Annotated in this window: 12 protein-coding genes; 8 read left to right on the forward strand and 4 right to left on the reverse strand. The window is 54.5% G+C overall.

Annotated features, from left to right (window positions below; all coding sequences use genetic code 11):
- Nucleotides 1-39 precede the first annotated feature (39 nt).
- The 6 genes from HOO88_06920 (at nucleotide 40) to HOO88_06945 (ending at nucleotide 7,854) form a co-directional block, all read left to right on the forward strand.
- Nucleotides 40-864, forward strand: coding sequence for an AAA family ATPase (locus HOO88_06920; GenBank protein ID NOU36485.1), 825 nt, complete (start codon nucleotides 40-42; stop codon nucleotides 862-864).
- Nucleotides 865-876: 12 nt separating this feature from the next.
- Nucleotides 877-1,827 (forward strand): hypothetical protein, encoded by a 951-nt coding sequence (locus HOO88_06925; GenBank protein NOU36486.1) that lies wholly within the window; start codon nucleotides 877-879, stop codon nucleotides 1,825-1,827.
- A gap of 80 nt (nucleotides 1,828-1,907) precedes the next feature.
- The gene (locus tag HOO88_06930; protein NOU36487.1) at nucleotides 1,908-2,924 is read left to right on the forward strand and encodes a hypothetical protein; all 1,017 of its coding nucleotides are present in this window, start codon (nucleotides 1,908-1,910) and stop codon (nucleotides 2,922-2,924) included.
- Between the two features lie 37 nt (nucleotides 2,925-2,961).
- Nucleotides 2,962-5,643, forward strand: a complete 2,682-nt coding sequence (locus HOO88_06935) for a hypothetical protein (GenBank protein NOU36488.1) — start codon at nucleotides 2,962-2,964, stop codon at nucleotides 5,641-5,643.
- Nucleotides 5,633-6,688: a hypothetical protein gene (locus HOO88_06940; GenBank protein ID NOU36489.1), complete on the forward strand. Its 1,056-nt coding sequence runs from the start codon at nucleotides 5,633-5,635 to the stop codon at nucleotides 6,686-6,688. The genes HOO88_06935 and HOO88_06940 overlap by 11 nt, the downstream gene beginning before the upstream one ends.
- Nucleotides 6,685-7,854: a polysaccharide export protein gene (locus tag HOO88_06945; protein NOU36490.1), complete on the forward strand. Its 1,170-nt coding sequence runs from the start codon at nucleotides 6,685-6,687 to the stop codon at nucleotides 7,852-7,854. Before HOO88_06940 ends, HOO88_06945 begins: the two co-directional genes overlap by 4 nt.
- Nucleotides 7,855-7,923: 69 nt before the next feature.
- Here HOO88_06945 and rimO read toward each other — a convergent pair whose 3' ends face one another.
- From rimO to HOO88_06960, 3 genes are all read right to left on the reverse strand, one after another.
- Nucleotides 7,924-9,276 (reverse strand): 30S ribosomal protein S12 methylthiotransferase RimO, encoded by a 1,353-nt coding sequence (gene rimO, locus HOO88_06950; protein ID NOU36491.1) that lies wholly within the window; start codon nucleotides 9,274-9,276, stop codon nucleotides 7,924-7,926.
- Between the two features lie 4 nt (nucleotides 9,277-9,280).
- Entirely contained in the window at nucleotides 9,281-9,736 is a 456-nt protein-coding gene (locus HOO88_06955; GenBank protein NOU36492.1) for a hypothetical protein, read from the reverse strand.
- Nucleotides 9,737-9,799: 63 nt separating this feature from the next.
- Nucleotides 9,800-10,789, reverse strand: coding sequence for a hypothetical protein (locus HOO88_06960; protein ID NOU36493.1), 990 nt, complete (start codon nucleotides 10,787-10,789; stop codon nucleotides 9,800-9,802).
- Between the two features lie 166 nt (nucleotides 10,790-10,955).
- Between HOO88_06960 and HOO88_06965 the strand changes: the two genes are divergently transcribed.
- Both HOO88_06965 and HOO88_06970 read left to right on the forward strand, forming a co-directional pair.
- Nucleotides 10,956-12,191, forward strand: coding sequence for a glycosyltransferase family 4 protein (locus tag HOO88_06965; protein NOU36494.1), 1,236 nt, complete (start codon nucleotides 10,956-10,958; stop codon nucleotides 12,189-12,191).
- Complete coding sequence (locus HOO88_06970) at nucleotides 12,188-12,352, forward strand: hypothetical protein (GenBank protein ID NOU36495.1); 165 nt, start codon at nucleotides 12,188-12,190, stop codon at nucleotides 12,350-12,352. Before HOO88_06965 ends, HOO88_06970 begins: the two co-directional genes overlap by 4 nt.
- On the opposite strand, the gene acnA is transcribed toward HOO88_06970, so the two are convergent.
- Nucleotides 12,349-15,087 carry an aconitate hydratase AcnA gene (gene acnA, locus HOO88_06975; protein NOU36496.1) on the reverse strand — a complete coding sequence of 913 codons (2,739 nt, stop codon included), beginning with the start codon at nucleotides 15,085-15,087 and terminating at the stop codon, nucleotides 12,349-12,351. The two genes, HOO88_06970 and acnA, sit on opposite strands and share 4 nt — an antisense overlap.
- Nucleotides 15,088-15,481 lie beyond the last annotated feature (394 nt).

A 15,481-nucleotide genomic window follows, 5' to 3' on the forward strand; every position in this document is an offset into this window, starting at 1 on the left:
ATCATCTATTCTCCTCCGGCAAAAGGCAGGTAACAGCTTATGGAATATCTATCCTTCTGGAAGATGAGACAACCACCGTTCGAATCAAACTGCGATGCGCAGTTTTTCTATGAAAGCGAAGCACACGGCGAAGCGCTGGCGCGTCTGCTCTACCTTGTTTCGGATCGCGGCATGGGCATGGGTGCCATGACCGGAGAAATCGGCAGCGGGAAAACGATGGTGCTGAATGTGCTGACATCCCGCCTGCGTAAAGATCTCTACACGACAATCAAACTGCATACCGCCCACCTGCCCTTCGAACATATCGTGGCGGAAATCAACCAGCAGTTGCGCGGCAAAGGTGAAGTCGCATCGGCCGATGACAAATACTACCTGCTGAAAGAGTTCGAACAGCTCCTGCAAAACAAAGTCAGCTCGATCGGCAAACACCTGATTCTGATTCTGGATGAAGCCCAGTTCCTGAGTGAAGAATGCCTTGATGAACTGAAGTGTCTGACCAACTACAATCAGCAGGAATCTGTGCTGACGGTGATCCTCTCCGGCCAGCCGGAACTAAAGGCCAAGCTGAGCGCCCTGCCGCAGATTTATCAGCGACTCGGCATGTTCTGCTATCTGAAAAATCTGCGGTATGAGGAAATGGTTCCTTATCTTGAGCACCGTCTAAAAACCGCTGGCGCCGAAAAAGCGGATATTTTCAATCCGGACAGCATAGATCCGCTCTTTTCATTTTCCGGCGGATGCCCCCGCCAGATCAACCGTGTTTGTAAACTGGCGGTTGACCGCGCATGCCTGATGAAAAAATCTCAGGTCGATGCCGACATGATCCGTATGATTGTCCGCGACATTGAAAAACATTTCGGCTGATCGGAGCGGACGATGAAAAAGGCGCGCATCGCCGGAATCACTGCGATTCTCCTGCTGGTCTCCACATTTGTTTTCGATCGTTTTGTTTTTGGATCTCATTACACTAACCGGCTGCGCGCCAGTCACCTGATACGCTCCGAATTATGGTCCATTGGCATCGTCCGCAGCGAAAATCCGTTCAAACTGACTGCGCCGGAAAAGCCGATTCTGCGCGCCCGCGACATCACCGACACCGCCGCCCGCATGGTGGCCGATCCGTTTGCCGTGCAGGAAAACGGACAGTGGTATCTTTTTTTTGAAATCGACAGTGTTTCCACCCATCAGGGCGAAATCGGGCTGGCAACCAGCACAGACACCACGAACTGGGTGTACCGGCAGATTGTGCTGGATGAACCGTTTCACCTTTCTTATCCGCAGGTGTTCAAGTGGAACGGAACCTATTACATGATTCCGGAAAGTCATAAGGCCAACTCCATCCGTCTTTATCGGGCCGATCCGTTTCCAACCCGCTGGACGCATGTCGCCGATCTGATTCAGGGCGACTATCAGGATCCAACCATCGTCCGGCATAATAACCGCTGGTGGATTTTCGCCAGTACCGGACAAAATGAAAATATGGAGATTTTTTACGCGGATGAACTGACCGGTCCGTGGCGCGCCCAGGCAAATAACCCGGTGATTCGAAACGACCGGATCCGTGCACGCTGCGGCGGACGAATCCGTGAGATCAACGGCAAGCTGATCCGCTTTGCACAGGATTGCCTCCTCCGGTACGGGCACCGGCTGCTGGGGTTTGAAATCACAACACTCACACCGGAAAATTATGCCGAGCAGCCCGTAAAAGAAAATCCGCTGCTTACGCCGGACGGTTCAGGCTGGAACGCCTGCCGGATGCATCAGCTCGACCTTTATCAGACCGGCACCAACAGCTGGATCGGGTTTGTGGACGGCAACGCGCATTAAAGCCGGCATCGCATCCAATTTTCTGGACGAAATCCGCAGCAAAACGCAGTATGAAAAACGAATAGGCATCATTGGCCGTTATGCAGAGTAAACCCAAAACGATTGTAACCGTCATTGCCGACAGCAATTTCGTAATTCCTGTTTACATTCTGGTTCTGTCGCTGAAATTTTTTGAACCCGCTCAACGCATTCACATCCTCGGCATCTCACTGTCCGCTGCAGAGAAAGCTTTCTTTACTCAGTTCGAAAATGTGTTTGTTTTCGACTCTTCGATTCCGCGCAGCGACAAGCCGGGTGCAATGCGCATCATCGCCGACATTCTCAAAGGCGAGGCGCTGATGACGGCAAAGGACTGTGAAGAGCCGTGGATCGCCCTGCTCGACGGTGACTGTATTGCGACGGGGAATCTCGAACCCTGTCTGGCTCCGTCTGAACCGGCTCTTTATGCCCGCTCCCGCACCCTTGAAGAAGATGACCGGATTTTCCAGTACTACCGTATTCCCGGTGAACCGGATCACGGCATTCCCAGACGGTTTCTGAACCGCTGGCGGCAGGATGTCGGCCCGCATTCCGAACCGTCACGCACAACAACGGTTCTCTCCGGAAATCTTGTTCTGCACCGGAACTATCTCGACTTCGCCCGCATATGGCAGACCTTCATGGAGAAAGTTCTCGTTCACACCGATCCGTCGAAGACAGACGTCGCCTATTACATGCCGGCAGAGTTCGCGTTGAGCGCATGGCTGATGTTCGCTGAGAACCCGCCGCCCGTCCGCGAGGTCTTACTCAACAGTAATCCGGACGCCCGCCTCGTGCATCTGGGGCCGGCCCCGAAGTACTGGCGATTCTGGACGCTGAAGAAGTTCGAGTTTTTTAACCCGGTGATCCGCCTGCTCGACTGGGCAAAAGACCAAGGATATGAAAGACCTCTATTGCCAGCCGCGCTCAAAAAGCGTAATAAGGCGCTCATTATAGCCGGGGCGTTTACTTATGAGGCGTTTATTATGGTGCGCAGGAAGATTAAAAAGTTCTGTAAACGGGCGGTCGGCAACTCGCCGGATCGGCAGGCACAGCGTTACGCACGGCAGAGAATTTGAATCACATGCGAATCGAAAAACATCCGGGATGTGAACTATGAGAGATAAACCGAACGACGACCTTCCTTTTGGAAAGCCCGCTGACAAAGAGACAGAGATCATACCGGAACTCAAAGAGACGCCTGCTGAGGAAATCAGCATGAGAACGTCTGCTCCGGTTCCGCCCCGGTTCAACGAAGAAACCCCTTTCCGCATCAAGGATCAATTCAGCGACCTCAACACGATTCCGCCGACACTTGCGCGCGATGCCGCCCGCCCTTCCAAAGCGCAGATACCCGGAACAGGGCTGGCAGAAACCGCCCGGCCCGGACGCACCATTCGCCGCGAAACCTCCTTTCAGGATTTCTTCCGCAATCTCGATATCATCAAGATTGCGCGCGGGGTTTACCGTAAATTCTGGATGGTTCTGCTGGCTGCTTTCGGAATGCTGATTCTTTTTATCCCTGTGGCCCGCAGTTTGCAGGGCGGCGTCACCTGGTCTGCCGAATCCGTCATCATCTATACCAAACCGACCCAAAAGCAGATCGACTCTCAGGGTTCCGCATTCCTCCTGCGGCCGCTCTCACAGGATACTCTGGTGGATATGTTCCTTTCCCCGGCACACATCAAAGTACTGGAAGAGTCCACCGGATTTAAACCTCTCACGAAACATGTCTCGTTCGATTCGCAGAGCAAATCCGATATCGTCAAGCTGCGCGTCAACGCCATGCCGAGTGAAAAAACTGCGATTGACGGGGTTAATAAACTGTCCGCAATCATTATCGAAGATAACGATCAGTATTACCGGCAGCTGGCCGCCGCAGCCTACGAACAATACAAAACGCAACGCGAAATCACCGAGCAGTCATTTAATGAGGCCGTGAAGGCCGTTGAAGAATTTCAGCTGAAGAACCAGTTACTGGAACTCAACACGCAATATCAGAACTATTTCTCATCCGTTAACGCCGCTTCGGAGCGCCTTAGTATCGCGCAGGTTGCGCACGAAGGGCTGATCGTACGCATCAAGAACTACGAAAAAATGATCGCCGAACTGCCGGAAGAAGTACTCAACGAGGCGCAGGAAAATAACCCGCTAAAGGGACGCATTTCCAACGCTGAAGCCGCTCTGCTTCAGGCCCGCATTCAGTACGCCTCTGATAATCCCAAGATTCTTCGCCAAGAGCGTGAGCTGGAAGAACTCCGTAAACTGCTGCAGAGCGGAACCTTTGACGAAACCCGCGAACGTACCTATTTAAAAAATCCGCTCAAGGGTCAGCTTGAAGGGGAACTGCTGAAATTGCGCTCCGAAGAAGATGTCGCCGCTCAGCAGGTCACCTCGCTGAAAAAGGATTTGGATACTCTTCAGGCTAAATTCAAAGATCTGCCGCGCCTTGAAAAAGAATACGCCGCCCTGCTCCAGAAGCGTGCGGAACAGGATGCTGCGCTCAAGGTGATCAAGGCGAGCGAAGAATCGGCCCGCCGCACCATGCAGGCCAACCTTTCGGACTTCAAACTGATTAATCCGGCCGTCACCGCTGAACCCACCGTCGCCTCGCTGGTCGGGAAAATTATTCCGATTGTCGGATTCATTCTCGGATTTTTCGGCGGACTGCTTGTGGTGCTCCTCATTGAACTGCTCGATGCTAAAATCCGCACCCAGCAGCAGCTCGAAACGGCTTACGACGCGCCCTGTCTTGCTTCCATTATCGAAATTCCGAATCTGGAAACCTATGACACGTACAAACTTTTACTCCCCTCTTTGCGCGAAATTTCCGAGCGCCTGAATATCGTTCTGCAGGGCCACCGCGCCAAAGTGCTGGGATTCTTCAGCTCTCTTGACGGCGAAGGAAAGAGCACGCTCTCGTTCAATCTGGCGCGCTACTACAGCTCGTTACACATCAAAGTTCTCTTCGTCGGTTTCGATGCACAGCCGAACCCCTGTCTGCCGGGCACCGAAGACACCGGCTGGCCGCAAATGGGAATTGAAGACTACCTGCGCGGCGAGGCCGAGCTGGCGGATATGCTCACCCATGTGAATGGCGTGGATGTGATCCGTGTTCAGTCTATGCAGGCCGATCTGCTTGATCTGGCCAAAGGCTCCGCCATGCCGCGCCTGTGGGATCTGCTCCGCCAGAACTACGACCTCATCATAACCGAAGCCCCTGCCATATTGGATCATCCGCTGTCCGGAACGATTGCCGGATTCCAGGATGAAATCATTTATGTGCTCGCCTCACCGGTAAGCGATCGCCGTATCGTGGATGCCGGCCTTGAATTTCTGGAAGATCGCGGTCTGGCGCCGCGCGCCCTGATCTTCAACCGTGTCGACGCCTACTATCTTGAAGATGTCCGCCAACAGCGCATCATCCGCAGTCTGGCCGATGAACCCCGCAACCCGGCAGATGATCTGATCGCCTTCTTCCAGCGTCTCAAGCTGGTTGTTACTCAGAAGCTGAAGAAAAATTCTATCGATAAACCGGTAGAAGAACAGGTCGCCAGCGAACCAATTCCTGAAGTAACAGATGAATTGCTGGACGAAGAAGAACTTCCGGAGTTTATCGGGGAAGCAGGAGAAGAAGCTGACGTCTCAGACGGTCTGGACGAAGTGGATCTGCTTGAAGATCAGGAACCGGAACAGAATATTGATCCGGAAAATTTTTCCTTCAAAGATTGGCTCGGCGAGCCGGGTGGAAAACAGACAAAAAAACCGGGTGAGGGGTCTAAAGACGATGAGAAGTAAACTCTCCATCACCGCTGTCCTTCTGCTTCTGGCAGGTCTAGCTCAGGCTGCGGACGATACCGCCGCGCACTCCAACCTGCTCAGCCAGATCACCGCCACGCAGAAGCGTTCCAAGTTTCCTCCGGAATTTTTCATTCCGCACACAACAGAAAATCGCAAGCTGCAGGTCGGCGACGAAGTTGAAATCAGTGTTTTCGGCCAGCGCGATACGATTGCTGAAAATGTACCGGTTGCACCGGACGGGAAAATCTATTACCGCTTCTTGACCGGCATTCAGGCTGAAGGCCGCACCGCTCAGGAAGTTGCCTTGGAAATGGAGTCGAAACTCGGCCACCTCTTCAACAATCCGGAAGTTTCCATTATCCCGACAAAGTTTATCTCCAACCGCTTTGCCATCTTCGGAAAAGTCGAAACCGGCGGCGTTTATCCGCTGGATACCCCGACCACTGTCCGGCAGGCCATTGCCAAGGCGCAAGGCATCGCGCTCGGTAAATACCACGACAGCTGGATTCCGATTCATAACTACAAAGACAGCTGGCTGATCCGCGACGGGCAGAAAATCCCCGTCAACTTCGAATCCCTTATGATCAAGGATGACTTTTCGGAGGACATCTATGTCCGCCCCGGCGATGTCATCTATATCGCCTCCGCACTGGGCCGCGAAATTTACCTGATGGGCGAAGTCAATCAGCAGCAGTCCCAGCCGTTTACCGCCGGCCTGACGCTCACTCAGCTCATTTCCGGTCTCGACGCCGGAGCGGGCGGCTACAAAGAAGCCTCCGCCGACATTAAGCGCGTTGTCATCCTGCGCGATGCTCTGAACGAACCGAAGGTCTTTAAGGTCAATCTGGATGCCATCCTGCGCGGCAAGGAACAGAATGTTTTTCTTGAACCGGGTGATATTGTGTTTGTTCCGGAGAAATCATTCCTTTTCACACGTAATCTGGTGAAAGCGATGTTCAGCACCTTCGTTAATACGTTCGCCGGCGAATTCGCCAGTGACATCAACCGGAAATATCTATTCCCGACAGGGACCCAACCATGATGAAAACGAAACGGTTATCCATTCTCCCGGTTCTACTGACGGTGATGATCGCCGCTGGATGCACAACCTTGCGCGACAAGCCGCATCTTACCAGCAACGACGAGTTGCTTCCGGCTAACGTGCTCGAACTGCCGAATGCCGGCGACCTGAGTCTTAAGGAAATGGAAACCGGCATATGGATTCAGACCGATCCCGAATCGATCAGGGACACGTCCCTGCTGACCCAACGCAAAGACGGCCCCTACCTGCTTGGCGTCGGCGACGTCCTTGAAATCACCCTTTACGGTGAAGGCGACGCGGAAACGCGGCGCGTTCTGCCGATCGACCCGGCCGGCAACATCACCTACATGCTTCTCGGAACCATCCCGGCAGCAGGCCGTACCCTTGACGAACTCACGCAAGACATGCGGGTACGCATCCGGGCAAAACTGAACTATGTCATTTTGAACGTCGGCCCCGTCAAACTGGGCAGCCAGACTTTTACCGTGCTCGGCCAGCTGTATAAACCGCAGGTTTATCCTCTGCAGGGACGCACCTATCTTCTCGATGCCATTGCCATGGCGGGCGGACCGAAAGTCGGCATTATTCGCGATGTCAGCGCCGACATCCACGACTATGCTCACGCCACCCTGGTGCGCGGCGGAGAAGTGGTGCCGGTCGATTTTGAACGCCTTGTCAACAAAGCCGACACCTCGCAAAACGTCGAGGTTCTTGCCGGCGACATCATCATGATTCCTTCCGCACTGGAGCGCAAAATCTACGCGCTTGGCGCTTTCAACAATCCGCAAGGCATTCAGTTTGCCTCATCGCAGACTTCCCTCATGAATGTTCTCGTGCAGGCTGGCGGCATCAACCGCACCACCGGCGACGGTCACGTTCTCATCATTCGCGGCAACACAGCCAACCCGAAGGTCATGCTGATGGATATGTCGCAGTTCGATGTAAAAAAAGCGCGCGTGTTTAAAATTCTTGGCGGACGTTCCATGGATGTCGTTCTGCAGCCCGGCGATATCGTCTATGCTGTCCCGAAAAAATTCGGATATTTCCGTGATGTCATCAAACAGGCTATTAACACCTTCGGCACCAGACTGTCGGCCGACGCTGCCAAAGATATCTGGCAGCAGAAACTCGACCCGTTTGACTTTGGCGGAGACCGTCCGCTCTAACCCCGGCCCCGGCAGATAAAAACCGGCAATTCCAAAAGGATTGCCGGTTTTTTGCGCTTTCAGGACAAGCTAGACAGGATCAGCAACCAAGTCGTAGTCCATCGCGCCGCTGACCTTCGCATCGAACCGGTCGCCGGGAACGGCGTCAAACTCCGGCAGGAAAACAACGCCGTCCACTTCCGGCGCTTCATACTGCGAACGGCCAATCAACCCTTCTTCACCCGGGCCGTCGATCATCACTTCGATAGTTTTTCCGATCTGCGCCGCACAACGCGCGGCGGAAACTTCACGCTGGGCTTCCATCAGCAGGGCACGGCGTTCGGCTTTAACCGCTTCCGGCACACCGTCATCCATTTTGGCCGACAGAGTTCCCGGCTCAGCGGAATAGGTGAACACTCCGGCGTGAGTAAAGCGCCCTTCTCTTACAAACGCCAGCAGTTCGCTGAAATCCTCTCCGGTCTCGCCGGGATGTCCGGTAATGAACGCGGTGCGGATGGCGCAACCCGGAATCACCTCGCGGATCAGATCGAGTTTTTCCAACGTCTGAGTCTTTGTGATCTGGCGGCCCATCGCGGTAAGCATACGATCCGAAATGTGCTGAAGCGGCATATCAATATACGGGCAAAACCGCGCATCGGAGGCCAGCACATCCAGCACCTCTCGCGTGAGGTGCTGCGGACAGACATACATCAGCCGGAACCAGATATCTGCCTCGATTTCGTCGCGCAGTCTGCACAGCAGCGACTTGAGATGCAGCTCGCCGTCCCAGTCCTTGCCGTACGCCGTCGTATCCTGCGCAATCAGATTAAGCTCCACCGCTCCGGCTTCAATCAGCGCACGGGCTTCCGCAATAATGTCATCCATTGGACGGCTGATCTGCTTTCCGCGGATTTTCGGAATGGAGCAGAACGTGCAGGGATTGGAACAGCCTTCAGAAATTTTCAAATAGGCTGTGTGTGGTGAACCCATCCGCAGACGCGGACGGATCAGAAAATCACTATACCCTTCCGGCTCGGATTTTTCGGCTGTTTCGCCCAGCAGTCCGGCGCAGATTTCCGGCAGACGGCTGTAGTCGTGAAACGAAACCCGCGCATCGGCGGCTTCCAGAAAACCTTCCAGCTCCGGACTGTCAGCGACTCGCTTAACCAGACATCCGACCGCCACCACGGCGCGCGGCCCCCCGCCGCCTTTGAGTCCGCGCAGTTCATGTAAAACGCCCGCCGCCTCTTCGCGGGCGTCCTGAATGAAGCCGCAGGTATTGACGAGACAGATATCAGCGTCCGCCGGTTCTTCGGCAATCAGCCAGCCGCTTTCCACAAAACGCCCGAGAATCAGCTCGGAGTCCACCGTATTTTTGGCGCAACCGAGACTGACCAGCGCAACGACAGGAGAACGGGAAGACAGTTTCTTCTTATTTTTCATATTTTTATTCCGGAAAAAAATCGCCCAGTTTTGAGCCGCGCACAGGTTTTGTTTTCCTCGATACAGATGGCGGCGTTTCACAGCGCAGCAGAAACTCGCGGCATGAAATTACCGATGCGCCGAAAACAGAAACCAGCCTTTGCTCAATCCAGTCCGACGTCACCACCAGAATCCGCGACGGGTCTTTTGCATCATGAACCATCTGCTCAATCAACCCATCCGCCGTGCGGTTAGACGGCGAAAAAAGCACTTCAAGGTTCGGCGCATCCAGAGCGACGTCGCGTCCGCCTTCCCGCCCGTCGAATACTACGGTGATTTTAGAAGCCATTCCCGCCGCCGTCTTTTCGATCCGGCGAACCAGCCGCTGGCGGGCGGTCTGCAAATCGTCCCGCCTGCCTTCAAGCGCCGCATCCTGATGCATCAGGTTGTAGCCGTCTATGATGAGCTGGTCGTAATCCATGCATGTCCCCCTGGGGGTCAGGCCTTGACTTTTGCTAAATTGGCAAAAGTCAAGGCCTGACCCCTATAGCGTTTTAATCCGTTTTTCTAGCTTGCTGGAAAATTCTGTCAGAGCCGGGCTGTCGTTCAGCTTTTGTCGGGATATTTTCATATAACGACTGGCTGCAGAGCCATCTGAGTGATTCATCAACCGTTTTGCAAGCTCCCTCTGAGACAGGCCGGTGCATTGCTTTAAAAAACTCAGTACCACACCCTTTTCTCCATCATCCATCCCAGCGAAGGTCCGGGTTCCGCCGGAGAAACCTAGTTCATCCGCTACGATTTTCATCGCCTGTTCCAGCGGAATGCCGGTCTCCACACGTCGCATAGATGCATCAATCGAGCCGTTTGTTTTTTCCTCGTAACAACGCTCCATCGCACGCTGGAAGTCAACGCCTCCGATTGCTTTCGTTGACCGATTCAGCAGTGCGCGGAATTCCTCATCATCCTCGGCGATACCGGTCTCAACATAGTTTTGATACCGCTTCACTCCCGGCCCCAAAAGACTGGTCACCTGTGCATCCAACGCATCATAATTCACCCAAGCTAACTTCTGACTTAGACCGGCATATGCCTGAAATGAACTCCATGCAAACGATCGAAGAACGCGGACTTTTTCCTCCATCGACCATTTTGACGCAAAAACGGTTTTCACCGGGTTTAAATGAACGTAGCGTGAAAGTTTCATGAGATATGCGTCGCCTTCAACCGGCTTTGCCTTATATCGGCCTGCGAACAGATGTCCAACACGCTTGTGAATGGTATTAAAATACATCGTATAACTACTGTTGAACTGTTGCATAAACGGGCTCAAATTGGACCGCGGTGTACACAGAACAAAATGAAAGTGATTATCCATCAGTACATAGGCATACAGACGGATATGATACAGCCCGACAGAGTCCTTCAACTTTTCGAGAAACACCTGACGGTCATGATCGTTCTCGAAAATCCGGCCTCGCTCTATGCCACGCGCCGTCACGTGATAAACCGCGCCCTCATACTCAACTCTCATTTGTCTAGCCATACGAAAAAAGTCACACAGCTTCCGGCTCCCTGTCAACTCAATAGGGGGTCAGGCCTTGACTTTTGCCGAATCGGCAAAAGTCAAGGCCTGACCCCCTATGAGAGTGTAAAGATTCAGGCTTTCAGATAAACACGCGATGGATTAGGTTCTGAGCATGAGCCAACTCCACGGTACCGTTGCCCACGTCATGCGCCGGTTTGTGCCCGATAAATGGGGCGGAACCGAAACCGTTGTTTTCAACCTTGCCCGCGAACTCGAAAAATCAGGGGTCGCCAGCCCGATCTTCTGCACCGATATGTTTGCCAAACCCGGATCGGAAAAGATCAACGGCGTCACCGTCCGGCGATTCCGTTACTGCTTCCCCTGGTTCGGACTGAGTGAAGAGGCCAAAATGGCGTTGCGCCTCAAAGGCGGCAGTCCGCTTTCTCTGTCACTGTTCTTTGCTCTGCTGTTCCAGAAAAACCTGATTCTAATTCATACGCACGTCGGACGGCGGCTCGGCGGGATTGCCCGCACCGTAGCCCGCATCCGGAAAGTGCCGTACGTCATCCACGTTCACGGCGGACGCCATACCGTCCCGCAGGATCAGTACGACCACATGACCGCGCCGGTTAAAGGAAAGTTCGAGTGGGGAAAAATCTTCGGCCTCCTGTTCGGATCGCGCCGCGTTTTCGATGATGCCGCCGCCGTCATCTGCGTCGGACAAAGCGAAGCGGACGAGATGAAACAGCGCGGCAAGAAAAACATCCACTATCTGCCCAACGGAGTGCACGTTCAGCGGTTTTCAACGGCAACGCCGCAGGCGTTCCGTAAAGAATACGGACTGGAAAACAGAAAATTCGTGCTCTGTCTTTCGCGCATCGACTTCCAGAAAAACCAGCTGATGCTGGTAAAAGCCTTCGCGGAATTCCGCGAAACACATCCGGATTGGAAACTCGTTTTCATCGGCTCGGTTTCTGTCGAAGAATATCACCGCAAAATACTCGACGAGATCGCCCGGCTGAACTTGCAGGATTCCGTACTGATTATTCCCGGACTCAAACCCGACGATCCGCTCCTGCCGTCGGCCTACAAAGCAGCCGAAATGTTTGTTCTGCCGACAGCCAACGAACCGTTTGGCATCGTCATCCTCGAAGCGTGGGCCGCCGGCACGCCGGTGATCGCCACGCGCGTCGGCGGCATTCCCGGCTTCACCACCGACGGCGAAAACATTCTGCTTTCGGAAGACAATGACGCCGCCATGCTGACCGGGAAAATGGAACAGCTGGCCGGGTCGCCGGAACTCCAGCATAAACTCCGGGCCAACGGCCTGGCCGAAGTTTCCGCGCACTACGACTGGAGCGCGATCGCCGAGAGAGTCATCAGAATTTATGAGGAGGTTCTGAAATGACCAAACTTCTCATCTGGATCGGCGTACTCGTCGGCGGCTGGCTCGGCTGGTGGCTCGGCGGGAAAATGGGCTTCAGCTTTTTCGGCGAGTTTATCGTCAGCAGTATCGGCAGCATCGCCGGCGTGTTCATTGGATGGAAAATCGCGCAGGAATACTTCTAACGCTCCTGCATCATATTCCGCAGCACGTAATTCAAAACCCCGCTGTTTTTCAGGTATTCAATTTCAAGCGGTGCATCGACGCGCGCTTTCACCTGAAAACGGATTTCTGTAGGCCCGCTGACCCCAGCGGGCGCGCCGGGTGAGGTCACCCGGCCTACAACGTCGAGAATTTTTCCCGGCGCAAAGTTTTCCGCCACGCCAATGATTGAAAACTGTTCTCTACCGGTCAGACCGAGCGACTCCGCCGTTTGACCGTTAATGAATTCACACGGCAGAATTCCCATACCGACCAGATTAGAGCGGTGAATCCGTTCGAAGCTTTCCGCAATGACGGCTTTCACGCCGAGCAGTTTTGTCCCTTTGGCGGCCCAGTCGCGCGACGAACCGGCGCCGTACATTTTGCCCGCGACGACAACCAGCGATGTGCCGGCTTCTGCATACTTCATCGCGGCGTCGTAGATAAACATCTCCTCGCCGGTCGGCAGGTACATCGTGCGTCCGCCTTCGGCTTCGATCATTTTATTTTTGATGCGGATGTTGGCGAAGGTGCCGCGCATCATCACTTCGTGGTTACCGCGCCGTGAGCCGTACGAATTAAAGTCGCGTTCAGCGACGCCGTGCGCCCGCAGATAATCGGCCGCCGGACTCTTCTTCGAAATGTTCCCCGCCGGAGAAATGTGGTCGGTGGTGATGAAATCGCCGAACAGTCCCAGCACGCTGGCATTGTGAATATCGGCCAGCGGCGCGGGCGGCTGTTCGCACCCTTCAAAGAAAGACGGCTCGCGAATATAGGTGGAAGAATCATCCCAGACGAACACCTGGCTCTTCACCGTCTCCAGCGCGTTCCATTCCGGACTGATCGCGGCGGTATCGCCGTAAACGGCTTTGTAAAACGCCGGATCGGCGGCCAGCGCGATCGCGGAATTCAATTCGTCGGTTGTCGGCCAAATATCTTTCAGGAAAACATTTTTCCCGTCAGCGCCTTGGCCGATCGGATCTTTTTCCAGATCGATGTTAACCGTTCCGGCCAGCGCATAAGCGACCACCAGCAGCGGCGACGCCAAATAGTTGGCTTTCGTCAGCGGATGAACGCGCCCTTCAAAATTCCGGTTACCGGAAAGCACGGCGGCGACCGTCAGGTTTTGCTCCTTAATCGCCTCTTCGATTTCCGGTGCCAGCGGGCCGCTGTTGCCGATACAGGTAGCGCAACCGTAGGCCGCGACCTGAAAGCCAAGCTTGTTGAGCGGCTCCAGCAGTCCGGCTTTTTCGAGATAACGTGTCGCCGCCTGCGAACCGGGCGCCAGCGACGTTTTAACAAACGACGGAACCGTCAGCCCCTTTGCGACCGCCTTCTTGGCGACCAGCGCCGCGCCCATCATCAGGCCGGGATTCGACGTGTTCGTACAGCTCGTGATCGAAGCAATAACAACAGAGCCATTGGCGATTGACGATTGATGATTGATGATTTCAGGTTTTACAAAGTCTCTCTGAAATTCTTCCTTAAGGCCGGAGAGCGTTAACTGCTGATGCGGACGGCTCGGTCCGGCAAGCGACGGTTCGACGGCCGACAAATCGAGCTCCAGCGTATCCGAAAACAACGGCTCAACCTGACTCCTGACTCCTGACTCCTGATCCCCGGCCCACATGCCCTGCGCCTTGCAGTAGGCTTCAACCAGCGCGCACTGTTCTTCACTGCGACCGGTTTCGCGCAAATAGCCGATGGTCTTTTCGTCGATCGGGAAAAAGCCCATCGTCGCGCCGTATTCCGGCGCCATATTGGCCACCGGACAGCGGTCGGCCAGACTGAGATTGGCCGCGCCTTCGCCGTAAAACTCGACAAATTTCCCGACGACACCTTTCTTGCGCAGCATACGGGTAACCGTCAGCGCCAGATCGGTGGCCGTCACACCGGCTTTGAGCGCACCGATAAATTTAAAGCCGACCACTTCCGGCGTCAGAATCGGAATCGGCTGGCCGAGCATGGCCGCTTCGGCCTCGATACCGCCGACGCCCCAGCCCAGCACGCCCATACAGTTAATCGTCGTCGTATGGCTGTCGGTTCCAACCAGCGTATCAGGGAAAACAATTGGCGATTGCCGATTGTCGATCCCTGACTCCTGACCCCTGACTCCTGATACCGCGACGCACGTCGCGAGATATTCCATATTGATCTGATGACATATGCCAAGGCCGGGCGGAAGTACGCGCAGTTTTTCAAAAGCGCCCTGTCCCCACTTGAGAAATTTGTAGCGCTCGCCGTTGCGCTCAAATTCGCGGGCCACATTGATTTCCAGCGCGGCGGAACAACCGGCGGAATCGAGCTGTACGGAATGATCGACCACCAGATCAACCTGCACCTGCGGCTCAATCCGCGACACATCTTTACCGGCTTTTTTCATCGCCGAGCGCAAAGCCGCCAGATCAACGACGCAGGGAACGCCGGTGAAATCCTGCAGGAGAACACGGGCAGGCATAAACGGCAGTTCGACCAGTTCGCTCTTCGGTGACCATTGGGCCAGTTGCGCAAGATGTTGGGGTGTGTAGGCCGGATGCCCCTGCATCCTGATGAGTGACTCCAGCAGAACCTTCACCGAAAACGGCATACGCGAAAAGTCGTAACCGCCCTGTTTTTCCAGTTCCGGCAGGCTGTAATACGAAACGTCGGAACCGGGCAGTTTCTTCAAAAAATCGGTTTTATTCACAGAAGCTCTCCAATCGGTTAAAAGGCGGCACATTTAACCACGGATTACGCGAATTACACGGAAAAAATGAGGGGTTTCTTGCGCGGTAAAAGCCGCCCGCTGAGGGCAGCGGGCCTACAGGCCGCTGGCTGGCGGTGAGCCGGTCGAACCGGGTCGCATCTTTGGGTCGACGGCATCGGGCCTTGTGCGACAGACACTCTTATCTGTCGTTTTTTTTGCAGGCTGGAAGCCTGCGGTACGTATCGCAAACGTCCTCGCTTGCCTTGACTGAATACTGAATATCATCCACAGATGGTATAAGAACGCCCGGTCGGGGACCGGGCCTTCTATGGAGTCTGTCAACCGCTTCTGCTTATAATCCATTCCTTTCTCTGTTTCAAAAGACTGTCCGGCTGATTTAAAAGTGCGTTCATTTCGACTGAACGAA

It is taken from the genome of Kiritimatiellaceae bacterium (genome assembly GCA_013141415.1).
GTDB lineage: Bacteria > Verrucomicrobiota > Kiritimatiellia > Kiritimatiellales > Tichowtungiaceae > Tichowtungia.